Raw genomic sequence first — 24,596 nt, 5'->3', positions numbered from 1 at the left:
CAGGAAGTGCAATTTGAACTCTTTGCAAAGTAACATTTATCTCACTGAAAATAAAAGCCGTGCTTGATTTAACAAGCACGGCTTTTATTTTTTGACCGCTGTTAGTGAAGAATACGTGCTCTGATCGTGCCTTCTACTGCACTTAACTCTTTTAGTGCTATTTCAGAGTGGTCAGTATCTACGTCTATTACTACGTAACCAATCGCTTCGTCTGTTTGCAAGTATTGCGCGGCGATGTTGATGCCGTGCTGGGCAAACGCTTGGTTAATTTGGGTTAACACACCTGGGCGGTTGTGGTGTACGTGTAATAAACGGCTACGGTTGGCAAGCTCTGGCAGTGATACTTCAGGGAAGTTAACAGCAGTAATAGTTGAGCCGTTATCTGAGTATTTTGCTAGTTTACCTGCTACTTCAATACCAATGTTTTCTTGCGCTTCTTGAGTTGAACCACCGATGTGCGGCGTTAAAATTACGTTGTCGAATTCGCGTAGTGGCGATACAAATTCTTCATCGTTTGATTTTGGCTCAACTGGGAATACGTCGATGGCAGCGCCGCTGATTTTTTTATCACGCAGTGCTTCTGCTAGGGCGTCAATATCAACTACGGTGCCGCGTGAGGCATTGATCAAAATTGAACCTTGTTTCATCACTGCAATTTCCGCGCTACCAATCAGGTTTTTAGTCTGCGGTGTTTCAGGTACGTGTAAGCTAATAACATCAGCGCGTTGCAGTAGTTGGGTTAGGTTATGTACTTGTGTAGCATTACCTAGGGTTAACTTGTCTTCAATATCGTAAAATTCAACGTTCATACCGATGTTTTCAGCCATAATACCTAGCTGCGTACCAATGTGGCCGTAACCAATAATACCTAAAGTTTTACCACGGGCTTCAAATGAGCCATTGGCGGTCTTTAACCAGCCGCCACGGTGGGCAGTGGCATTACGCTCTGGAATACCACGGAACAAGAGTAAAATTTCACCAAGTACTAGCTCAGCAACAGAGCGGGTATTAGAAAACGGTGCGTTGAATACTGCAATACCGCGTTTGCGTGCGGCACTTAAATCAACTTGGTTGGTGCCGATACAAAAACAACCAACGGCAACCAATTTTTCTGCGGCATCTAATACCGCTTCAGAAATATGAGTACGAGAACGAAGGCCTACAAAATGCACATCTTTAATGCGTTCGATTAGTTCGTCCTCAGGCAATGAGGTTTTTACATAATCAATATTACTGTAGCCATTACGTTTTAGCGTTTCTACAGCGCTTTGATGTACACCTTCAAGCAAAAGAATTTTAATTTTGTCTTTTGCTAACGATACCTTACTCATATCCTCATCCTATTTATCTAATTTGCGGCCCATTTTTGGTACCGATAATCACTTTATCTGCGCCGCGGCGGGCAAATAAGCCGTTGGTTACTACGCCAACAATTTGGTTAATTGTCAGCTCTAAATCTTTTGCTTGGCTGACCGACAAATTATGTACGTCTAAAATGACGTTACCATTATCTGTTACCACGCCATGGCGATAAACTGGATCGCCGCCTAGTTTCAGCAATTGGCGAGCAACATAACTGCGTGCCATTGGAATAACTTCTACCGGCAGTGGAAATTCCCCCAAGGTGTCCACTATTTTTGTTTCATCAACAATACATACAAATTGTTTTGCTACCGCAGCGACTATTTTTTCGCGGGTGAGTGCTGCGCCACCGCCTTTGATCATTTCGTTCAGCGTATTTATTTCATCGGCACCATCAACGTACACGTCAAGGGTATCAACATCATTGAGTTCAAATACTTCAAGACCGAGTGCTTTTAGTTTTTCGGTTGAAGCGTCAGAACTTGATACTACACCACGTATGGTGTCTTTTACTGAGCCTAATGCATCAATAAAATGGTTTACAGTTGAGCCTGTGCCAACACCCACAATGGTGTCTTTTTTTACAAATTCGAGTGCAGCCCAAGCAGCTGCTTTTTTTAATTCATCTTGTGTCATGATTATGTGCTCAATAGGTGAGAGGGATTGCCATTAGTAGTATACCCAAGTCACCTCAAGATGCGAGTTTCAGTTGGAGTTAAAAGCGATTTAGACAAGGCATTGATTACAAGCAATAGTGGTTCTATTGTTAAAATCAATAACGCAGTATAAATCGCTTTTAAACCAACCCGTTGGGCGTTCCACAGGCACTTACTCTCATCGTTGTTACTTCTTAAAAGGGAATGCCATTCTTACAAAGTAACGCCTTGATATTAAGCCCCTGTGAAACGCTGAATTCTGCATCTTGAGGTGGCTTGGGTATATATAAATTGCTTACCAATGGTAGATTTTCTGTGGTGTGATTATGTAATTTAATGGCACATCCCACGATTCAACCGGTAAACTTGGTACATGTTGGCATTGATGTGCAAGGCCAATCAGTTGTGGTTTTTGCCAGTGTTCTTTTTCGTAGCGCGCCAAAGTTTTATCATAAAAGCCACCCCCCATCCCTAACCGGTTACCGTTATCATCAAATGCCACTAATGGCATTAGCAGATAATCAAGCTCCGCAAGTGGGCATATCTGACTACAATTTAACTTAGGCTCCAAGATACCATAGCGATTTGCCCTCATGGGTGAATTTTCTTCATAGCGTTGAAAGTATAAAGTAGTGCCGTTAAATGGGTGAATTACGGGTAGGTAGAGAGTGTGATTTTTAGTCCAAAGGTCTTTTATTAACAATGATGTATCTAGCTCTGCGTCATTGCTAAAATAAATGCCGATATGGGCATTTTTAATGGTTTTTTGCTGTTTCAAGTGTTGAGTAAAATTCACTTTAAGTGATTCTGCGGCAATTTTTTGCTCGAATTTTGACAGCGAATTACGTGCTTTGCGGATTTGTTGACGGATCAGTGCTCTTTTTTTGCTCATGTTTATTTTTGCTTTATCTGTTAATTATCTATAAAACTGAATAAATCAGGGAGTGCAAACGATAAGCCTAGTGCTATAAGCAAGACAATAACCATAGCTATAAGGGAATACAGCAGCATGTTACTGCGTTTTTTGATCGGTGTTGTTAGCTCTTCGTCTAGCAATAGGTCGTCAGTTTGCCAATTGTCGCCTTCATCAGTGTCTGGTTGTTGGGTTGTGGCGGGTAAGCGTTGCTCTAGGTCGTCGAGTTTTTCTTCGATGCGAATTAAACTACTGGTGATGTAATCAAGGGCGTTAAAAATACGCTCATCTCGCTGGCTGGTTGCATCGCTGCGACTTACCGCTGGTGCGTTGTTGGTTATTGGTTGCAGTTTACTTTTGATGCCTACGCTGGCAAGTAGCTTTGCTTGTTTGAGCGCTTTTTCTTTTTCACAAGGGGCAAATAGGGGGTTGTTTTCAAAAAATGCAGCTACTTTACTTTCAGGAGCTTTGAGCTTTACAGCCAGTTGTTTAATCGCATTCGATCGCTCAATATCTTGGGCTAGACCAACATACATAACACGGAAGTTTTCAGTCATCTGTGTTTTCCAAAAACGTAAAATCAATAATTTGAGTATATCCGAATTATCGATAAACAAAAGCCCGTAAAAACGGGCTTTTTTAATCCAGTGGTTTTAAGCACTGTTTAATACTTTGCAGCTTCACCTTCTTTTGGTAGTGACTGTAAAATAAAATCACGTAAATCGTTATTTGATGTTTCTAAATCTGCATGGCGTAAATACATCATGTGGCCACTGCGGTAGCCTTTGAAGCTTAGGCGATCACGCATTTTACTACTTGGATCTAGTTGCCATAAAGTGTATTTAGCATCAAAGTAGTTAGTGGCACCATCATAATAGCCTGATTGAATCATTACATTAAGGTACGGGTTTTGTGCCATAGCTAAACGGAGATTTTCACCGGTGTTATTATTACTGCGATCCCACGGGTGCACATTACCAAACAGGTTATATTTTACGTCAGTTTTATAGTTAAGCTCTTTACGTAAGTAGTGATTGATGGCTGGTGTAAATGAATGCAACCATGATGTTAGCTCAGCCCAGTAATCGGGAGATTCGCCAGCGTCACGCTTGTCCATGCCTAAATAGCGCGAATCTAAACGGCCTAACGTTTGACCGCGCTCGCGTAGTAGTTCTTTCCAAAAGAAGTTGGTAGGAATATCAAGGTTGTTTTGTGCAACAAACTTTTCAGATACACCCGCATATAAGGCCATTTGTTTGATAATAGCTTGTTTTTCATCGGTAGCAATAAATCCGCCTTTAGCGATTGCTGGAATTAGCTTATTAACGGTAAAGTCTTCAACTTCAGGTAGTAGCTCATCTAAATCTTTAGCTTGCAGTGCTGGGCTAAGTGCTTTGTGATACCAAGCCGTTGCAGCAAAGTAAGGTAGGCGGTTAGCCGCTTTTATTGAACCTTCACGTTTAATACCGATTTCAGTTGGAGACACCAGTACCACACCATTAACGTACATCCATTGACGGTTTTGTAGCTCATGAGCAAGGCCTGATACACGGGTTGTACCGTAGCTCTCACCAATTAAAAATTTAGGTGAGCGCCAGCGCTCAGTGCGATTTACAAAGGTGTTTAACCATTCGGCTAAGTATTTAATGTCGGCATTAACACCAAAAAACATTTTTTGTTGGGCGTCTTTACTAGGTAGTTCGCCTTTTTCGTTTTCAAGTACACGAGAATAACCTGTATTAACCGGATTTACATAAACGATGTCGGCAACATCAAGCACTGAGTATGGGTTGTCTTTCACGCCATACGGTTGAATAGGGTAGCCTTCGTCATCAATTTTTAATACCCGTGGTCCAGTATAGGCTAAGTGCATCCATACTGATGCAGAGCCTGGTCCGCCATTAAACGAAATTAATAATGGGCGTTTAGTGCGATCGTCAACTTTGTCACGTTCATAATACGTGTATTGTAATGTTGCAACGGCATCGCCCTTGTCATTCCATACTGGTTGCGTGCCTGTAGTTGCGGTATATGAAAAACGCTCGCCATTAATACGCGCTTTATGTTCGGTGACAACTTTACTATCGACATCGATACGTCGTTGGTTTTCTGCATAACTGGCTGTGCTTACACTCAAAGTAAGTATGGCCACAGAAACACTAATGATACTGATAAGCTTCATGGTGGATCCTTTAAACAATAGTTAATCTATTAAAGATAATTTTTTTGTAAATAACAAAGGGAATGAGACTAGACGACGATATTAATCGGTGAGCCCTAGGAAGAACCCTTTGGGCAGCGTATGTTTGGAATTTATACTGCGTTATCGCCTATTTATGGGGAACAACCACACTCATAGGCTCTGCCTTGCTTAAATATCAAACATGCTGCTGCAAAATTAATCACAAAAGGTCAGCACGTCCTAGAGATTAATATTATCAGTAATGTAAATACTCTGTTTTATGCGTATATATTCAGCAATATATTTTTCTCAAGCTCATAATAAAGTATATTACTGCCTGTTATAACTTTTAGTTTTTTACTCGTAAAAAATTTACCCTCGCAATGTCCACCTGAAGTGTAGAGAAGATATATGCAAAGAGTTTTAGTTGTTGAAGATAGTAAAGTGGTCCAGCAGGTTTTGCGGCACTTATCAGCGCATTATCTTGATGTTGCTGTTGATTTTGCCTGGTCACTTGCCGAGGCCAAAGAATTCATTGCAAAACATCATTACACGCTTGCTTTGGTCGATTTAACCTTGCCTGATGCGATGAATGGTGAAGTTGTTAAATATACTTTAGACCAAGCGATCCCTACCGTGGTATTAACATCTACCATTGATGAATATAAACGCCAGCAAATATTAGAGCTTGGAGTAGTCGATTATGTAATAAAAGATAATCGTGATTCTTATCATTATGCGGTTAAATTAGTCGCGCAGCTATTACGTAACCAAGGTTGTAAAGCCTTAATTGCTGATGATTCTCGTTTAAGCCGTTTGTTAATTAAACAAATGCTCGAAAAGCAGCTGTTTGATGTGCAAGATGCGCATGATGGTGAACAAGCTTTAAAAATATTGAAAAATGATCCAGAGATTAAATTATTACTAACTGATTATGCGATGCCGACAATGGACGGTTTTGAGCTTGTTAAAGCGGTACGAAATTTTCGTGGTCGTGATGATTTAGCGATTATTGGCTTATCAGGTGCGGGTAAGCATGGTTTATCAGCACGGTTTATTAAATTCGGCGCGAATGATTTTTTAACCAAACCCTTTATGAATGAAGAGTTTCATTGTCGTGTATTACAGACCATGGAGCAGCTATCATTGATCGCAGATATTAAAGAAAGTGCCTTTCGCGATGATTTAACAAACCTTTATAATCGCCGTTATTTTTATCAATTTGCCGAAAAACGATTAAAAGAAACTTCGCGTAACAATAGCTTAGCGTTACTCGATATTGATTTTTTCAAAGCAATCAATGATAAGTTTGGCCATGAAGCTGGCGATCAGGCTTTAAAGCAAGTAGCGTCTTTATTACGCAGTTCGTTTAAAGATTTTATCGTTGCACGCGTGGGGGGGGAAGAATTTGCCATTGTATTAACTGATATAGATTTAGATCAAGCTTACCAGTTACTAGAAGCGTTTAGAGTACGGTTGTCTAAGTATGATTTTGTGATCAACGGTGATACATTTGCAATTACAGTGAGTATTGGTTTAACAAAATTTCAAAATGTTACGTTAACAAGTGCTATGCGTTTAGCTGATAAAGCTTTGTATCAAGCTAAAGATCAAAGTAGAGACTGTGTAGTCAGACAAAACTAGATTACTGCACCAGTACAGTTGAGATATTAAAAAAATGCACCTATATGGTGCATTTTTTATGCGTCTGATTTGATTTTATTATGTAATTTATTGTTTTTAATAAGCTAAAAATAGTGGCACAAAGGTTGAGTTGTCTTAGCAAGCAGGATAACAAAAAGCGTCCGAAGGGGGCCACTATGAAAATGATTAGTGCAATAATAAAGCCATTCAAATTAGATGATGTGCGTGAAGCGTTAGCTGATTTAGGCATTGAGGGGATGACTGTTGTTGACGTCAAAGGCTTTGGTCGTCAACGCGGTCATACAGAGTTGTATCGTGGAGCTGAATATCAAGTTGATTTTATTCCTAAAATAAAACTAGAAATTGCTACTCGTACCGAAAATTGTCAAAGGGTCGTTGAGACCATTACCAAGATTGCATCAACAGGTAAAATTGGTGACGGAAAAATTTTCGTTTACGACTTAGATCAAATTATCCGTATTCGGACGGGTGAATTAGATGAAGAAGCAATTTAAGGGGGGGTTATGGAAAACACGATAATTGAACTCAAATTTTCGCTGGATACATTTTATTTTTTAATATCCGGTATTTTAGTGATGTGGATGGCGGCAGGTTTCGCCATGCTTGAAGCGGGCTTAGTACGTTCAAAAAATACCACCGAAATTTTAACTAAGAATGTGGCGCTTTATGCTATCGCATGTACCATGTTCTTACTAGTTGGCTACAACATTATGTATGTAGACAACGTTGAAGGTGGTTTCATTCCATCGCTAGGTGGGCTTATTGGCACTCAAGCCGCTGATGCTAATCATTCTTTAGAATCTGATTTCTTCTTCCAAGTTGTATTTGTTGCCACCGCTATGTCAATCGTATCGGGGGCGGTTGCAGAGCGTATGAAGCTATGGGCCTTCTTAGCTTTTGCTATTGTTTTAACTGGTTTTATCTATCCTGTTGAAGGTTATTGGACATGGGGTGGCGGTTTCTTATCTGAAATGGGTTTTGTTGATTTTGCAGGCTCGGCCATTGTTCACGGCACAGGGGCTACTGCTGCGCTTGCTGGTGTATTAATGCTAGGTGCACGTAAAGGTAAATATGGTAAAAATGGTGAAATTTATCCAATACCAGGTTCTAACTTACCATTAGCGACACTGGGCACATTTATTTTATGGATGGGCTGGTTTGGTTTCAACGGTGGCTCACAACTATTAATTTCAGATGCTGAAAACGCAACGGCTGTAGGTAAAATTTTATTAAATACTAATGCGGCGGCTGCAACCGGTGCGATTGCAGCACTGTTTGTTTGTAAAGTATTGTGGGGAAAAGCCGATTTAACTATGGTTCTAAATGGCACGCTTGCCGGCCTAGTGGTTATTACCGCTGATCCTTTATCGCCATCGCCTTTATTGGCTTGTTTACTGGGGCTTTTAGGTGGTTCATTGGTAGTATTTAGCATTGTAGCACTAGATAAAGTTAAAATTGATGACCCAGTAGGTGCGATATCAGTGCACGGTGTGTGTGGGATTTTGGGTATTATCCTAGTGCCAGTAGCAAATACTGATGCAACCCTAGTTAACCAGTTAATTGGCTTAGTTTGTATCGTAGGTTTTGTATTTGTAGCTTCACTTATTGTGTGGACAATACTTAAGAAAACGATAGGTATCCGCGTAACAGAAGAAGAAGAGCTAAACGGCATGGATCAACATGATTGTGGTATTGATGCTTACCCTGAGTTTGTTTCTGTTCGTAGCAACTAAGCAGAAAGTGAAAAAGTTTTAAAATCATTGTGTGTTCAAAACAAAACCCTAATTTCGATTAGGGTTTTTTGTATTTATGCAGACGCTAAATTTTTTTAATTAAAGTTTATTAATACAGCAAAAATCACAATAAGTAACTATGCTTAAAACTAGTCCAACTACAAATAATAAGGTTAAGCATGGATAACAAACTATTGCTGATTATTTTATCTATATTCTTACCACCTGTTGCTGTATTTTTGAAAGCGGGTGTGGGTAAAGATTTGATTATTAATATTGTCTTGTGCTTTATATTCTTTATACCAGCAATGATCCACTCATTGTGGTTGTGTACACGCTAAAATTAAGTCACCGCAACTCGGATTAAAAGATTTACTGCTCAAGGTTTGGAATAAGTAGTTTCAGTCAAGGTTAATTTTGCAGGTGTAATATACCCAAACTACCTCAAGATGCTATATGCAGTGGCTTGGGTATATAGCTATATGCTAAGCTCGCACCTGTAAATTTAACTCTGGAAATAAATAGCAACGTCAATGGCTGATAAAAAAGACTCCCGCTCCACTAAAACGCCATCAAAACGCCCGGCAAAGAAAGCACCAAGTACAGCGTCTAAGTCGGTGAAAAAAACTGCGACTAAAAATATGTCTGCAACGAATATAAAAAAACGTGGAATTGGTCGCAAAGTCTGGTCTATTTTTTGGAAGCTAAGCTTAGCTGGCATTGTTGCGATGGGCTTATATTTAATTTATCTGGATGCCAAAATTACGCGTCAATTTGAAGGCAATAAATGGCAATTACCAGCACAAGTTTATGCACGAGCAATGGGTTTTTACCCTGGTCAATTCTTATCTAGCCAAGAAGTGGTATGGGAACTGGATAGGCTAAACTATTCATCGGTCAATCAGTTAAGTCGTACCGGGCAGTATATAATAGCGGGTGATAGTATTAAAATTTTCCGTCGTGAATTTGAATTTTATGATGGCTTTGAACAAGCTCAAGTGATTGAGTTACGCTTTGCAGGACAAAAACTCGCGAGTATTAAAGATAAGTTTGGCCGGCGCTTAAACACTGCTCGATTAGAGCCAGTGCAAATAGCACGGATTGGTAATGATTCAAAACAAGATCGTGAGTTTGTACCGCTGGGTAAATTTCCACCGATGCTTACAGATACATTATTAGTTGTTGAAGATCAGAATTTTTACCAGCACCACGGTGTATCCGTGTTTTCGATTATGCGGGCTTTATACAGCAACATTAAAGCAGGGCGTACAGTTCAAGGTGGTAGTACGTTAACACAGCAGCTGGCAAAAAATATTTATTTAACCCGTGATCGTACGTTGATCCGTAAATTTAACGAAGCGTTGATCGCGTTAATTTTAGATTATCGCTATTCAAAAGATCAAATTTTAGAAGCTTATCTAAACGAAGTATACCTTGGTCAATCGTATAATCAAGGTGTGCATGGCATGGGTTTAGCGTCTGAGTTTTATTTTTCTAAGCCTGTTGATGAGCTTGAGTATGATCAAATAGCGTTACTCATTGCGATGGTAAAAGGCCCTTCATATTATAATCCACGCCGTTATCCTGAACGCACTATGGAACGTCGTGATTTAGTGCTACGTTTGATGGTTGATAATAAATTAATTGATACCCGCGAATACCGTGCTGCATTAAAGCGGCCAATTGATATAGCACCTATGAAAGATAGCTTGCCTAAATCGTATCCTGGTTATTTAGAGCTGGTGGATCGTGAGCTAAAAAAATTACTACCGGACCAAGAAGTACTAGATGCCGGCGTACGGGTATTTACCTATTTTGATCTGCAAAAACAAGCGGCAATGGAAGAGGCAATTGAAAAAAGCCTACTTTACCTTGAAAAACGAGCCACGACAGAGCAGCTTGAAGCGGCGATGATCTCAGTGAATGTAGAGAAAGGCGGTATATCTGCTTTAGTTGCGGGACGCGATCCGCGCTTTTTAGGTTTTAACCGTGTACTTGATACTAAGCGCAACATAGGCTCGTTAGTTAAACCGGCGGTGTATTTAACAGCTCTGGGTTTACCGCACTATAACTTAGCTACTTTGTTAGATGACTCGCCAGTACAAGTGACTAATGAACAAGGCAAAGTATGGCAACCAGAGAATTTTGATCATCAATATCGCGGTATGCTGCCACTGTACAAAGCGTTTAGTCAAAGTATCAATATTCCGGCGGTCAACTTAGGGCTTGATGTCGGGGTTGATAAAGTCGCGAATACACTTAATAAACTCGGCGCTAAAGCGCAAATCTCACAGTACCCATCATTACTGTTAGGGGCGATTGAAATGTCGAGCTTTGAAGTGGCACAACTTTACACCACGTTGGCGGCTGATGGCGAGTACCGCCAATTAACATCTATTTCGGCATTAACCGATTCCGTTGGGCGTGTGCTTTATCAGCATCAAGTTAGTTCAGAACCACGTTTTGATAAAGCAGCTGTTTATATGACTAAATACGCGATGAAACGAGTCACTAAAGATGGCACTGCTAAGCGTTTAAATGCCCATTTTCCATCAATTCAGCTGGCTGGTAAAACGGGCACCAGTAATGATCTACGTGATAGTTGGTATGCAGGGTTTGATCAAAATACCGTTACCGTTGCTTGGCTTGGTCGTGATGATAATAAAAGTACAGGCTTAACGGGCAGTGTTGGTGCATTAGAAACGTATATTCGTTATCTTAAGCCGCTCAATCCTGAAGCAATAGCCGATACTCGTCCGCCTTCAATTCGCTGGGCTTTTATTGATGAATTAACGGGTAAGCAAGCGCCACCGGGTTGCGGTAAAGTAATTCAACTGCCACTTAGAGTCAGTGAATTTGAGCCAAGGCCAAGTTGTCAGCGTTAATTGTATTGAAACGGCTTATAAAACGAACACGGCAACTTAGGTTGGTGTATTCATTTATTAGGTAAGCTGGTTAGGTTTTAAAAAACTGCATTGCACTGCTTAGTTGCTCAGACAGCTGGCTGATTTTTCTGGTATCTACAGAGCCTGAATGTGCAGACTTTTGAGTTTTCACTGCTAACGCGCTGATCTGTTGTGAGTCCTTTAAAACTTGGCTGGTGGCAATAGATTGTGACTTTACTCGCTGAGCAATTAACTTACTTTATTTCTAATTTGGGAGCATCAATCAAACCATCATTGATTGTTTGGGTGAACAGTATCAGAAAATTTATTCTTAAAGTGAGTGCGGAAGATTGGATATTGTGTCATTCATTGATATGAGAGCAGACATAAAAAAGCCTCTTAAAGAGGCTTTTTTATGTCTTGCTTATTTTATTTAATTAAACGTTTAAGCTTAAAAATCGTAAGAAGCAGACAGTTGGATTCTACGAGGAGATTGATAACCTTGCGCTAAACCGAATGTCGCATTATCATCACCAGCCGCTGCTTCAGCAATTTCGTTGTAACGTGTTGCTGTAGATGCATCGAATACATTAAAGATATCCAAAGCGAAGCGTACTTTTTGATCATTAAAGCGAAGGTTGTACGTAAAGTTAAGATCTAATCGAGCTGTCCAGGGAGTTGTTCCCATGCTGCCACGAGGGAACTTCTTATCACCTACATAATATGTATCACCATATTGGTACAAATCAGGGTCTGGAGTATAACCCTTACCTAAGGCAGTCCAAGGACGCCCAGAAGCAATATTTAGATTTGCGCCAACTAGGAAGTTATCAGTTACAGCATAAGCACCATATACTTTGATATTATGACGACGATCAGCTGGTAAGTTACCATTAGCACCATCCATTAAATAAGGGTAATCCCAATCTTGAGTTAGGCCTGCATCATCTTGAGCATTATCAGATTTTACAAAGCCCTCAGTATTACCATAGTTATGTGACCAAGTGTATAGTGCTTTTAGAGACCATAATTGATCCCAATTCTTTTCAATAGTAAGATCGACAGCAGCATAACGGCGCTTAGCTTCTGGATAACCTAGTTCTTCAGCTGTGAAGCTATATTCTTCTGTAGTGCCATCACCATCAAGGTCAAAGTTAAAAGTAGCACCATTTCCGGGGTTGAATAAGAACCAGTTTTCACCTAGGTAATTACCTTCATCATCTTCAAAGATATATGAACCATCATCTATTTGGTTACCTAAAGTACGATAAGTACCTTTGATGCCCCATGACCAGTCATCATTAATCGCTGCTTGATAACCAATAATAAACTCATCATTATACATTGGCTCTAGGTTTTTATCCGATAAAGTATTTGAAGGCTTTGCAGTGCCATCACCGCCGTTAGAAATCGCTGGATCACCTAACTGATTACCTAATCCAGCTGGAGTACCGTCAGCATTTAAACCTTCATATTCATACCAAGTTTGGATATATGTTTCGGCACCAGCTAAACGGATATTTGTATTAGCTGCGACAGGTAAATAATAGCGGCCAGCAGTGAAGAAAAGCTTACTATCACCATCTCCGTTGATATCCCATGAAGCACCTAATCTTGGGGCTATTTGATTGTCGATTGCAACAAATTCTTCGCCATCTGCATTGTAGTTAGTGAAGCTATCATTACGAAGACCCAGATTAAGCGTTAAATTATCTGTGACTGCCCACTCATCTTCAATGTAGATCGCCCAGTTTTTAACTTCGAACTCACCTCCATTTTTATAATCACGAACACGTGTAGTTTTCATTTGCTCAGGTAAAACATAACCGTTTGGAAGTCTCGCACCTGCATCAAATGTTTTGTAGTAGTAGTATACGCCGCCTGAGTTTATAGTCGTTGAGTTAGCTGTGTTAACTTCTGAATCATAGCCGAATTTCAGTGTGTGTTGATCGTTAAGGTACCAGTCAAGATCTACACGCAATTGTTCACGTTTATCTTCATTAGCACCAACAGTGAAGTTCACATAACATGTTGTGTCAGTACCTAAGTCTGCGTCATGCCCAGTAGGGCAATCATCAAAGTCTGAATAGTCAGTTTCTGAAAACTTAACTTCACCGTACATAGCAGACATACTTAAGTTATCAGTTAGGTTACCTGTATAACGAAGTGCAAAGCTTTCGCCACCACGCTCATGGTATGCGGTACCACCATCCGCGGTGTAGTTGCCCATGCCCGCCGCATCTTCAAGAGTACTTTCTGAATATGTACGCTTGTCGCTGAAACCCCATAGCATTAATTGATGATCCTCGTTTATATTCCAATCGATTCTTGCTAAGTAATATGGGTCATCATCTTTTATAGCTGTCAGTGCCGTTTGTGATGCATTACCGTATTCTCTTTCATTATCACGAGCAGTGTAAATACCATAAAAGAATAATGAATCGCCCCGAGTTCATCGGAGACCAGTTTGTTTAAGTCAGGCCACTTTACCTGACTCGTTTAAATTATCATAGTAGTCTGTTTCATATTGAGCTGGTGAAATATACCCAATTGAAGATAATAAGCGTTGATTATTAAACCAATTGACCCACTCTAACGTTGCGTATTCAACAGCATCAACATTCTTCCACGGGCCATTTCTGCGAATAATCTCTGTTTTAAATAATCCATTTATTGTTTCAGCCAATGCATTGTCATAAGAGTCACCCACACTGCCTACAGACGCTTGAATTCCAGCTTCAGCAAGTCGCTCAGTGTATCGTATAGACAAATATTGGCTGCCTCTGTCGCTGTGGTGAATTAACCCTTCGGGGTTGCCACGATGCCAAATAGCTTGCTCTAACGCATCAAGAATAAGCTCTGTGTGCATTGTCGTTGATACACGCCAACCTACAATGTATCGTGAAAAAACATCTATCACGAAAGCGACATAAACAAACCCACTCCATGTGGCAACATAGGTGATGTCAGCTACCCAAAGTTGATTTGGCTGCTCAGCAGTAAATTGACGATTAACTAAATCAAGTGGCTTATCTTGTTGCTCGTCAGGTATCGTTGTCTTATGTGCTTTACCCCGACGAACACCTTGAATTCCCATAACTCGCATCAATCGTTCGACTGTACAGCGGGCGACTTGATGGTCGTCAAGCTGTAGCTGCTTCCATATTTTTCTTGCACCATAAACTGACATATTATCCTCCCACACTTCGCGAATGAGTATTATCAGCTCAGCATCACGCTTTTTGCGGTTAGACAGTCGCTCAGGCTCTCTTTGTATCTGTTTATGAGAATAATACGTTGATGGTGCAATCGGCAATTCCTTGCAAATTGACTCGACACCGTAATGCTCTCTGCAAGCATCAATAAAATCCACTATTACTTCTGTTTGCGGTCGAGCTCCGCTTGGGCGAAAAAAGCGGCAGCTTGCCTCAGGATATCATTCGTTCGCTTGAGCTCTTTATTCTCGCGCTCTAAGACGGCAAGGCGTTCTTCAGTTGATTGCGTATTAGAAGAGGGTTTAGACGGTTGAGCTTGAGATTTCTTGACCCATGCTCTAAGTGTTTCTGGGGTACATCCCAGTTTATCTGAAATCGATACTAGCGCAGCCCAAAGAGAAGGGTATTCATGCTGTTGTGTGGTAACAAGCCTAATTGCACGTTCACGAAATTCTGATGTATAGCGATTTGATTTTTTCATAGTTCCAGTTTCTCAAGTTATTGAGTCTCTGGCAAACACGGGGCGATTCATAATGTATCTTCTATTATTGCGCCAGACGCATAAATGTTAGTTTCAAAAGAATTATTATAATTATCTTGGTTATTTACATATAAATCACCAATACAATGACCGTCAGCATCTTCACAACGATCATTTTGTGAATATAAAGAGTTTGGTGCTTGCTCTCTCAAAGAGTCAGGAGAATAGATCGTTTCAACCCCAAAATGAAAATCATTTGAACCAGATTTAGTTACTGATGAAATCAGACCACCAGTAGTTCGACCGAATTCAGCTGAATAACCACCTGTTTTTACTTGAAAGCTTTCGTATGCGGAGAATGGAATTGTTGCCCCACCTAAACCATTACGAAAGTTTGTCATATTTAAACCATTTACATAATACGCATTCTCGGCAACGGAAGAGCCACCAAATGAGGCTTGATCTCCAAAGCGGCTGTCGCCTTCAGTTGCACCTGGAGCAAGTAAAGCAACAGAAGTGATAGAGCGTGCAACTGGTAATAAATCAAGTTCTTCCGAGCTAATATTTAATGACGATTCTGTCACTGATACATCAACAGCCCTAATTGCGCTACCAACTACAGCAATGCGTTCCATATTACCTTCAACTAAAGGAATTTCTAGTAACGCAGTTTTGCCTACACCGATAATTACATCATTAATTTGGGCTTGTTCAAAACCTGATTGAGATACTACGATGTCGTATTTCCCAACTGGAACCTGATTAATATTGAAATTACCATTTGTATCAGCAGTGAGGATTTTTACATAGCCTTTAGTTTTATCTGTTATTGTTATTGTTGCACCAGCTAAAGATGTACCTGATTGAGTAGTTATGTTGCCTTTAATAGCGCCGTTAACATTATCAGCTATAGCTGGCATTGCTGCACTTAAGGTCATTGCAACAGCAGCTGCTGTAAATGAACGCTTAAATGTTTTTGAAAAGCTGTTTTTCATTTGATTGTTCCCTGAATAAATTTAATTGTTATTTTTTCTGCTAATAGAGTAGCTTTCGTGATTTTTATATTGTGTTCATAATATACTGTGAACACAACTAAAGAACCATAAAGTTTTTAACATAGTGGATTTAATTGTGTCAAGTTGTTTTTTATTTGTAACTTTTAATTTGGGTTTTTGTTAATTTGCTTGCTTTCAATTTACTTTTAGAGTTTGATTTATATCATTAGCTGTTAGTTTAAGGATTAGTTGAGGGGTAATTGTAAATTAAAAGATGCATTTGACGTGACCTTTTTTAAAAAATTGGACTTGTTATAGAGATTTCAAAGCTTGAAGCTTCAGTAAAGTACAATGTGATAAGAAACCACGTCAAAAGATACCGGAGTATTTAAATTTTATGTGAGATTCTTGTTCCTCAGAGTGGGCGGTAATTTGAAGCGGTTCTTAAAATGAAAACAAAAGTGCAGATTGGCGAATAGTGAAGTTATGGTTGTTGTAATTATGGAAAGGAGTGATACCTTTTGTACAACTATGTATTAGCGTTTATATACTAAATCTAGTAGTTGAGTGATTTATTATTTCCTAAATAAAATAAGCCAGAAGTAGTATAGGTAAGTTTTAAACCTTAATTTAACAGACTTTGATTAAATAAATACTTAACTGAATAATTTAAGACCATCATTATTTTAATGATGGTCTTTTGGTTTATAACTTAGCAAACGCTCGCTCGGCGGCTGCAATGGTGTCGGCAATTTCTTGCTCTGAGTGTTCAGAGCAAACAAAGCCTGCCTCAAATGCTGATGGCGCTAAATAAACACCTTCTTCAAGCATCAAGTGGAAGAACTTTTTAAAGCGCTCTAAATCACACTGGGTTGCTTGTTGGTAAGTGGTTACTTTCTCTTGTTCAGTAAAGAAGAATCCATACATACCACCGGCATAGTTAGTTGTAAGGGCGATGCCTGCGGCTTTTGCTGCGGCTTCAAAACCTTCACAGATTGCTTTACTTTTTGCTTCAAGATCAGCATGTAGTCCTTCAGCGCACAGTAACTCTAGCGATTTTAGACCCGCAGCCATGGCAATTGGGTTACCTGATAAAGTGCCTGCTTGATAAACTGGACCGACAGGGGCGATGTAATCCATGATCTCAGTTTTACCGCCGAACGCACCTACTGGCATGCCGCCGCCAATCACTTTACCTAAGCAAGTTAAATCAGGAGTGATGTTGTAATAAGCTTGTGCGCCACCTAAAGCTACACGGAATCCAGTCATTACTTCATCAAAAATCAGCACTGATTTATATTCATCACATACTGCACGCAGGCCTTCTAAAAAGCCTGCTACAGGAGGAATACAGTTCATGTTACCAGCAACAGGTTCTACGATAACACAGGCTATTTCGTCAGCGTATTTGGCAAAAATAGCTTTGACTTCATCAAGGTTATTAAACGAAACTGTTAATGTATGCTTGGCAAAATCTTCAGGGATGCCAGGTGAATTAGGTACGCCCATAGTCAATGCGCCAGAGCCGGCTTTAACTAATAATGAATCGGCGTGGCCGTGGTAACAGCCTTCAAATTTAAGTATCTTGTCACGGCCAGTAAAGCCACGAGCCAAGCGGATCGCGCTCATGGTGGCTTCAGTACCTGAGCTCACCATACGCACCTTTTCAATTGAAGGCACTAATTGTTTTACTTTTTCAGCCATGAAAATTTCGGTTTCGGTAGGCGCACCATAGCTTAGGCCATTTTCAACAGCTTCAAGTACGGCCTGTTTAATTGCTGGGTGATTGTGACCCATGATCATCGGTCCCCATGAACCAATGTAGTCGATATAGCGATTGCCATCAGCATCAAATGTAAATGGGCCTTGGGCTTTGGTAATAAATAGCGGTGTGCCGCCAACGCCATTAAAAGCACGTACTGGTGAATTTACGCCACCTGGGATTGAGGCTTGGGCGCGGGCAAATAAATCTTGGCTAATTGTCATGAATATTCCTATTGAGTTTCATGGTTACATTGAAATTGTGGGCTTTAGTCGTTACGTTTACGGCTAAACCATGGTACTTCAACTTCATAGTTTTCAACTTTGTCAGCAACATCTAACGTTAATGCAAATAATGCAATGCGGATCAATACTCCGTTTTGTACTTGACGGAAAATCGCTAAATTGTCATTACTGTTTAAATCGTTATCGAGCTCATTCGCTTCTAAGCGACTATCACGAGGTAACGGGTGCATAAGGACTGAGTTAGGTTTACAGTGGGCGTTATAAATTGACTGACTAATGCGGAAACCTCCGCGGTATTTATTGGCTTCTTCTTGCGATGGAAAGCGCTCTTCTTGAATGCGAGTTTGATAGACGATATCGGCGGCTAAATTACCTTCCATTTTATCGACGATTTCTATTTTATGACCTGCATTATCAACAGCATCCAAAATATAGCTAGGCATTTGTAAGCCATCAGGTGCCACCATCGAAAATTTTATATCTTTATAATGACATAATAACTTTGATAATGAATGCACGGTACGGCCGTATTTTAAATCACCAACAAGGGCGATATGCATGCCATCAATACCTTGTCCAAAGCGATTAAGCTCACGTTCTATAGTTAATAAATCAAGTAGTGCTTGAGTGGGATGCTCGTTTGGGCCATCACCGCCATTAATAACGGGTACTGAGCAACCTGTCGCAAATTCAGCTACCGAACCTGCATCGGGGTGGCGCATAGCAACGGCATCAGCATAGGCTGAAATAACCCGCGCGGTATCGTATAGCGACTCACCTTTTGCGAGGGCTGAGCTTTGCATCCCTGTGGTTTCTCGCACAAGGCCGCCTAATAAGTTAAAGGCTGTACCAAAGCTTACGCGGGTACGGGTACTTGGTTCAAAGAATAGGTTTGCTAAGATTGCGCCTTCTAACACATTGGTACGCTTTTGTTTTTTAGCATACGGCTCCATTTTTTTGGCTACTGTAAAAATACGTTCAATACAGTCTCGATTGAGCTGATTAACAGAAAGAATATTTTCACCTTCGAAACTTAACATTGGGGTTATTCCTATTACATTGAAATGAGGCGCGAGCAACCTTTCATGATGGTCACTCAATCGCGCGATATTATACCCAAACCACCTCAAGATGCGAGTTTCTGCATCTTGAGGTGGTTTGGGTATACAGCAAATTTTACAAGCTTGGTTTAGTGATGGCTAAAAATACGATAGTAAGCAGCACTAAAACAGGGAGTTCATTGAAAATACGATAAAAACGATCACTGCGCTTATTGCGGTCGTGTTTAAAGTCAGCCAATAATTGAAAGCAATATGCATGATAAAGGTACAAAATAATGACCAAAACTAACTTATAATGTAACCACATGCTGTGCTTAAACCACTCACGGCCGTATTCAACAATCATCAATACACCAAAAACGGCTGTTAATAAGGCAAAGGGAGTAACAAACAGTAATAAACGGCGCTCCATTATTTTAAGCATGGCACTGCATGCTTTCTCTTCGTTCATTGCGTGATAGACAAAAAGCCGAGGTAAGTAAAAAATACCAGCAAACCAGGCTATCATAAAAAATACATGCAAGGCTTTGTAAATGAGTAAGACGCTCATAATAATCTCTTTAGTTTGTTACAGTAAGCTGTTCCGTATGGTGAGGATATGGCGGATCTGATCCCAGCGCATAATTCCCATAATTTGTTGGTTATCGAGTAAATTATATATATATACAGCGCCTGTGCGCTTATCTTTTAATACATCAAATGCATCTGCTAGTGTGGCTTGGCTACTTATACCTTGCAGATTGATATAATTTATCGAGATATTTTGATCTGACATTAAGCTCAAATCATATTCAGCCAAACGGTAGCCGTTTTCTTCATCATAAACAATTAACGGGGTTTGGCTATCAACAGCATTTAAGGTGCTTTCTATTTGTTCTTTATCATCTGAATAAAGTAGTTTGAAGTTCTCATCCATCTCGTCCATCACCCCTACTTTTTGCAGTGCTTCGGTGGCTGGAGATACATGATAGGCTAAACCTTGAAAGTCGAGCTGCTGTAAAAATATCGACCGATTGCCAAACACTTGTAATGCGGTGACGTATGCCGCTGAGATAACTAACATGGCCGGTACGATTATTTCAGGACTTGAGGTTAACTCCATCACCGTAGTTAAAGCTGCCAGTGGAGCATGTAAGGTGGCAGCTAATAAGCCAGCCATGCCTAAGACGCTATAAGTACCAGATATATCAACGCCGGGGCTAATAAATTGTGCAAAAAATGCCATTAAAGTGCCCATTAAGACCCCTAAACCAATCACTGGGCCAATAATTCCGCCGGGAATACCCAAGCCAATAGCAAATAATGTCGCCAGCAATTTTGCAATTAAAATGGTGGTTAACAGTTGTACATCATCTGGGCTTTCTACTGCCAAAGTTATTGCACTCATACCGGATCCCATTGCTTGTGGCACCATATAAGCAATGCCGCCAGCAATCAGGCCTGCTAGTAATAAACGTGGAAACATACTCAAAGGTTTGAAGGTGCGAATGATCAACATTAGATTTTGGTTAAAAGCATAAGCAACCGCGCCCAAAGCCATACCAAACAGGATTAAAAAAGGATAGTGCCAGCCACTTAATGCCGTCACTGTGATCAGTACTAATTCTGATGCGTCACCAAATACAAATTGGGTCGCCAGTGCACCAGTGACCGCAGCGAGCATTATTGGCACAAAGATATGCACTTTGTATTCCCTAAGCACCACTTCCATCACAAAAATAACAGCCGCAAGTGGTGTATTGAATGAGGCTGCAATACCTGCTGCAACCCCGCAGCCGCTGAGTGTCCGCATGGCGTTATGAGGCAAATGTAATTTATCAGCCAGCAAACTTGCACCGGTTGCCCCCATATGTACAGACGGCCCTTCGCGGCCAACTGAGAAACCACTGATCAATGCCAGTGCACCACCGACAAATTGATTTACCGTGTTGTATAATGGCATTTGCCCGTAATGGCGTTTAATACGATGAATAACAAAGGGAATACCTAATCGATAATGTTTAAAACCAGTCAAAGCTGCAAATAGCGCAATTAAAAAGGCTGCAATAACTGGCATTAAAACCCGCTCAAGAGGCGGTAAGGTAGTAAAATCGTCAGGATTTTCAAGGAACGCACCTTGGAAAAATAGAATAGTTAAGCGAAATAGAATGATCAAAAACGCCGCAATTAGTCCAGCACTTACGCCGAGTAAGCACAATTGCACCGATGTTTTTGGCTTTGCCAAGCTACGCCTAAGCATTTCAAGCCACATGCATATTTCCTCGCCACCTATTTCAGTGAGCAGTTTATCAAAATAGTTAATGGAAGTCCTTGAGATTTTACTGGTTTTTCACTTAAACCAAATTGATATTTAGTAAGACTACTATATGATATGCGAGCTGAAATAGTCAGCTCTAGAAATAACTTTTGATTAAGCTTATTGAAGGTGAGCCAGTTGCGTGATGACAACCTAGTTATAGAAGAAATCAGCAGTGGTTTACTATACTTGATTAAAACACTCGGGTATTAGATAATCAAAGCAATGTAGGTATAGAGGGTTATGGTATGTCAGAAGAATTACCCATTAAGTTCAGTGATGCAGCTGCTGTTCGTGTTAAACAGTTAATCGACGAAGAAGAAAACCCAGATCTAAAACTGCGTGTTTATGTCACAGGTGGAGGTTGTTCAGGTTTTCAATATGGTTTTACTTTTGATGAAAAAGCAAACCCAGGCGATTTAGAAATTGTAAAAAATGGCGTAACCTTAGTGGTTGACCCAATGAGTATTCAATATTTAGTTGATGGTGAGGTGGATTACACCGAGGGACTTGAAGGCGCACGTTTTTTTGTTTCTAACCCCAATGCAACTACCACCTGCGGGTGCGGCGCTAGTTTCAGCGTTTAAAGTAATTGATTAAAGCCGTAGATTGCGGCTTTTTTATTATCTAAAACATCTTATTATCCAAAATTATTGCGTAGCTATTATTTCATTAACTGAAACCGATTTCGTAATGACTTTTGACGCGGGAAAAGCTAGCTGAACAGCTTACTGAAGTATTTCCCACTCAATAATCCTCCTTTTGGATGCATCGCTATTTTAGTTCTTTAGTGTAATGCTTCTATCTAGCTTATTGTCATTAATAGATGCTGTTGCTGGTGGTCTGAGCTTTATACCTTTGCTGGCTTTAGCTGTTATTTCTTGTTTATAAATGCTACGTGAACGTCAAATTGGCTTACTTTAGGTTAAGTCACTCATTTATGTAGGGTGAGTGATTTGGATCATTAGAATAAAAAAGCCTAACACTATTGCAGAAAATGCTAAAATATATATAAAGCCTTTCTTTCCTTTTTTGAACGGTACGCCATTTGCTTTAAGAAAAAAATGCCAAACTAAGCAGAGAATAATGGGTAGCAAAAACAATAACCTGAACATGAACGCTTGCTCCTAACAATAAAGGGACAGTTAATAATGTAACTATTTAATATATAAGTCAAAAATAATTAATCATAAAAAAGGTTTATTTAAATTAATTATTTGTTACATTAAAAAGGAACTAATTATAGAGCGAGTGTTTTGTTGTGGGTTTGACAATAAAGCAGTTCATCTATAGCAGCTGGTTCCTTAAATAGGGATTTTGCTGAAATTAGTTATTTCAGATGAGTCTGAATAGTATATAATGTATCCAAGAGTGAGACGGGCAAATTTCACTCTTAATTAATTAACTTTAAATCATCTAGTAGGAGATGTTTTTTATGATGGGTAAAACAGTTTCTTCTGAAGAAAACTCAAAACTAACCAAGTGGCTAAAAACTAAGCGTCACGAGAAAGGTCACACAATGCGTAGCCTTGCTCAAGTACTTGGCACACCACATTCATTTATTGGCAAAATTGAAAACCAAGAGCGCCGTTTAGACGTAATTGAATTTTTACGTTATTGTGACGCATTAGAAGTCGACCCGTATGAAGGTTTAGGCTTATTAAAAGAAGACTAATATTTAGTTTCTTTTTGTAAGCGCAGGGAAGCGCTCTCATTGATGTGAAATGTGTTAATTCCTACCGTGATAACTATTTTCTAACTCATACAATTTATGCCGAATAAGGTACAAAAATATTAATGATGGTATTACCATCAAGGCAGTCAAAATAAAGAATAACGACCAATTCCCATCTAACCAATCATCAATCACCACACCACTGTAACTTGAAAGTAACGTACGACCTAAGTTTCCCAATGATGCTAATAAAGCATAATGTGTTGCACTAAAAGCGCGATCACATAGCATAGATATAAATGCCACCATAGCAACTAATGACCAGGCTTGAGTAAAACCGTCAATCACAATTGCAAACGCATATAACCCTAAATTTGGCCCTACTAGCGCTATAGCCGAAAACGCTAAATTAGAGGCAGCCATTGCAACGCCACTTATAAATAGCCCTTTTACAATGCCATATTTTTGATTAAAGAGGCTGCCGATAAATGTAAAGGCGATAGTTAAAACTGCCGTGCCTACTTTCGAAAAAGTAGCTATGTCACTATTACTAAAGCCAATTTCTTTGTAAAACACAATCGACATTCTGCCTAAAAAAGCCTCGCCAATTTTAAATAAGAATATGAACGCGAGTAGCGCGAGGGCTGTTTTAACACCATTTTTAGCAAAAAAGGTTTTAAATGGGTCTATTACTGTTACGCTAAGCCAAGCAATAATTTTAGTAAAAGGTGTTTGTTTTATACTGGCCAATTTTTCTATATATACACGTTCAAGCTCTGCATGTACAACTTCGCGGTTAGAGTTAGGTTCTTTTGCCCAAAATACACAACTCATAAGTAATAACATTACAATAGCTAAAAAGTAATACACTTGTGGCCAGTCAATGCTTGGCATATCTGCCATATAAAACGGAATAGCACCTAGCAGAGCATAACCGCTCCACCAACCAGAAGTAGCCATTGCTGCTGCGGCAGTGGCTTTATGGCTTTCGTTTTCACTGAGGGTATCGATACGAAAAGCATCAATAGCAATATCTTGAGTCGCTGAGGCGATAGCAATTAATAAGCATAACGCAGCTGCGATGGCTAAATGCGCAGTGATATCTAATCCTGCCAGTAAAATAACTCCCAGCAAAATAAAGCATTGGCAAAATAGTATCCAACTACGGCGCTGGCCTAGCCAGTTATATAGTAAGGGCAGTTTTATTCTATCGACTAAAGGTGACCATAAAAAATTAATGCTGTAAGCACCAAATACAATGCCAAATAAGCCAATCATGCTGCGACTGAGGCCTTCATCTTTTAGCCACGCAGACATCACGGAACCTATGAGGACCCAAGGGAAACCACTACTCATACCAAAAATAAACACATTTATAAGTCGTTTATCTTTAAAGTACGAAAAATATTCTGATACCGACAAGCTTTTAGTCATAACGCCTTCATTGGCAATAGCGGTTTGGCCGCTATT

At 39.9% G+C, this 24,596-nt stretch carries 20 protein-coding genes and 1 other annotated feature; of the genes, 7 read left to right on the top strand and 13 right to left on the bottom strand.

The features are described 5' to 3' along the window. Positions 1–101: 101 nt before the first annotated feature. From serA to HHO47_RS13185, 5 genes are all read right to left on the bottom strand, one after another. Entirely contained in the window at positions 102–1,331 is a 1,230-nt protein-coding gene (gene serA / locus HHO47_RS13205; RefSeq protein ID WP_169020713.1) for a phosphoglycerate dehydrogenase, read from the bottom strand. 13 nt (positions 1,332–1,344) lie between these two features. Next, positions 1,345–1,998 (bottom strand): ribose-5-phosphate isomerase RpiA, encoded by a 654-nt coding sequence (rpiA, locus tag HHO47_RS13200; protein ID WP_169020712.1) that lies wholly within the window; start codon positions 1,996–1,998, stop codon positions 1,345–1,347. A gap of 315 nt (positions 1,999–2,313) precedes the next feature. Then, a complete protein-coding gene (locus HHO47_RS13195; RefSeq protein ID WP_169020711.1) occupies positions 2,314–2,910 on the bottom strand; it encodes a 5-formyltetrahydrofolate cyclo-ligase in 597 nt (198 codons plus the stop codon). 20 nt (positions 2,911–2,930) lie between these two features. After that, a complete protein-coding gene (locus tag HHO47_RS13190; RefSeq protein ID WP_169020710.1) occupies positions 2,931–3,488 on the bottom strand; it encodes a hypothetical protein in 558 nt (185 codons plus the stop codon). 107 nt (positions 3,489–3,595) lie between these two features. Further along, a complete protein-coding gene (locus tag HHO47_RS13185; protein WP_169020709.1) occupies positions 3,596–5,113 on the bottom strand; it encodes a S10 family peptidase in 1,518 nt (505 codons plus the stop codon). Between the two features lie 411 nt (positions 5,114–5,524). On the opposite strand from HHO47_RS13185, the gene HHO47_RS13180 reads away from it, so the two are divergent. The 5 genes from HHO47_RS13180 to mrcB all read left to right on the top strand — a co-directional run bounded on the left by HHO47_RS13180 (position 5,525) and on the right by mrcB (position 11,396). Beyond that, the gene (locus HHO47_RS13180) at positions 5,525–6,757 is read left to right on the top strand and encodes a GGDEF domain-containing response regulator (RefSeq protein ID WP_169020708.1); all 1,233 of its coding nucleotides are present in this window, start codon (positions 5,525–5,527) and stop codon (positions 6,755–6,757) included. A 176-nt stretch (positions 6,758–6,933) separates the two neighbouring features. Further along, positions 6,934–7,272, top strand: a complete 339-nt coding sequence (locus HHO47_RS13175) for a P-II family nitrogen regulator (protein ID WP_169020707.1) — start codon at positions 6,934–6,936, stop codon at positions 7,270–7,272. Between the two features lie 9 nt (positions 7,273–7,281). Next, positions 7,282–8,511: an ammonium transporter gene (locus HHO47_RS13170; RefSeq protein ID WP_169020706.1), complete on the top strand. Its 1,230-nt coding sequence runs from the start codon at positions 7,282–7,284 to the stop codon at positions 8,509–8,511. Between the two features lie 179 nt (positions 8,512–8,690). Further along, positions 8,691–8,852 (top strand): YqaE/Pmp3 family membrane protein, encoded by a 162-nt coding sequence (locus HHO47_RS13165; protein WP_145241282.1) that lies wholly within the window; start codon positions 8,691–8,693, stop codon positions 8,850–8,852. Positions 8,853–9,044: 192 nt separating this feature from the next. Beyond that, positions 9,045–11,396: a penicillin-binding protein 1B gene (gene mrcB / locus HHO47_RS13160; protein WP_169020705.1), complete on the top strand. Its 2,352-nt coding sequence runs from the start codon at positions 9,045–9,047 to the stop codon at positions 11,394–11,396. 451 nt (positions 11,397–11,847) lie between these two features. Here the strand turns inward: mrcB and HHO47_RS13155 are convergent, their stop codons facing one another. The 7 genes from HHO47_RS13155 to HHO47_RS13125 all read right to left on the bottom strand — a co-directional run bounded on the left by HHO47_RS13155 (position 11,848) and on the right by HHO47_RS13125 (position 21,406). Next, on the bottom strand, positions 11,848–13,710 hold the full coding sequence (locus HHO47_RS13155) for a TonB-dependent receptor domain-containing protein (RefSeq protein ID WP_348981661.1): 1,863 nt from the start codon (positions 13,708–13,710) through the stop codon (positions 11,848–11,850). 162 nt (positions 13,711–13,872) lie between these two features. Beyond that, a protein-coding gene (locus HHO47_RS13150) for an IS3 family transposase (protein ID WP_223230517.1) occupies positions 13,873–15,092 on the bottom strand; the annotation gives its coding sequence in 2 pieces (ribosomal slippage) (positions 13,873–14,804 and positions 14,804–15,092; 1,221 coding nt in all). Next, positions 14,698–14,814: a sequence feature (AL1L pseudoknot), on the bottom strand. Its footprint overlaps the gene before it by 117 nt. Before the next feature lie 47 nt (positions 15,093–15,139). Further along, positions 15,140–16,087 (bottom strand): TonB-dependent receptor, encoded by a 948-nt coding sequence (locus HHO47_RS13145; protein WP_248291006.1) that lies wholly within the window; start codon positions 16,085–16,087, stop codon positions 15,140–15,142. A gap of 705 nt (positions 16,088–16,792) precedes the next feature. Then, on the bottom strand, positions 16,793–18,073 hold the full coding sequence (gene hemL, locus HHO47_RS13140) for a glutamate-1-semialdehyde 2,1-aminomutase (protein ID WP_169020704.1): 1,281 nt from the start codon (positions 18,071–18,073) through the stop codon (positions 16,793–16,795). 44 nt (positions 18,074–18,117) lie between these two features. Further along, positions 18,118–19,134 (bottom strand): aspartate carbamoyltransferase, encoded by a 1,017-nt coding sequence (locus HHO47_RS13135; protein WP_169020703.1) that lies wholly within the window; start codon positions 19,132–19,134, stop codon positions 18,118–18,120. 136 nt (positions 19,135–19,270) lie between these two features. Then, entirely contained in the window at positions 19,271–19,705 is a 435-nt protein-coding gene (locus HHO47_RS13130) for a CopD family protein (protein WP_169020702.1), read from the bottom strand. An 18-nt stretch (positions 19,706–19,723) separates the two neighbouring features. Beyond that, positions 19,724–21,406 carry a chloride channel protein gene (locus HHO47_RS13125; RefSeq protein WP_169020701.1) on the bottom strand — a complete coding sequence of 561 codons (1,683 nt, stop codon included), beginning with the start codon at positions 21,404–21,406 and terminating at the stop codon, positions 19,724–19,726. 293 nt (positions 21,407–21,699) lie between these two features. On the opposite strand from HHO47_RS13125, the gene erpA reads away from it, so the two are divergent. Both erpA and HHO47_RS13115 read left to right on the top strand, forming a co-directional pair. After that, entirely contained in the window at positions 21,700–22,038 is a 339-nt protein-coding gene (erpA, locus tag HHO47_RS13120; protein ID WP_058560150.1) for an iron-sulfur cluster insertion protein ErpA, read from the top strand. Positions 22,039–22,886: 848 nt separating this feature from the next. Then, complete coding sequence (locus tag HHO47_RS13115; protein WP_016708680.1) at positions 22,887–23,126, top strand: helix-turn-helix domain-containing protein; 240 nt, start codon at positions 22,887–22,889, stop codon at positions 23,124–23,126. 54 nt (positions 23,127–23,180) lie between these two features. Here HHO47_RS13115 and HHO47_RS13110 read toward each other — a convergent pair whose 3' ends face one another. Next, positions 23,181–24,560, bottom strand: coding sequence for an AmpG family muropeptide MFS transporter (locus HHO47_RS13110; RefSeq protein ID WP_169020700.1), 1,380 nt, complete (start codon positions 24,558–24,560; stop codon positions 23,181–23,183). Positions 24,561–24,596 lie beyond the last annotated feature (36 nt).

Origin of the sequence: Pseudoalteromonas arctica, from assembly GCF_012927645.1 — a bacterium.
Classification (GTDB): Bacteria; Pseudomonadota; Gammaproteobacteria; order Enterobacterales; family Alteromonadaceae; genus Pseudoalteromonas; species Pseudoalteromonas arctica_A.
Note: the sequence above shows the minus strand (reverse complement) of the source record. Positions and strands in the feature narration are given on the sequence as shown.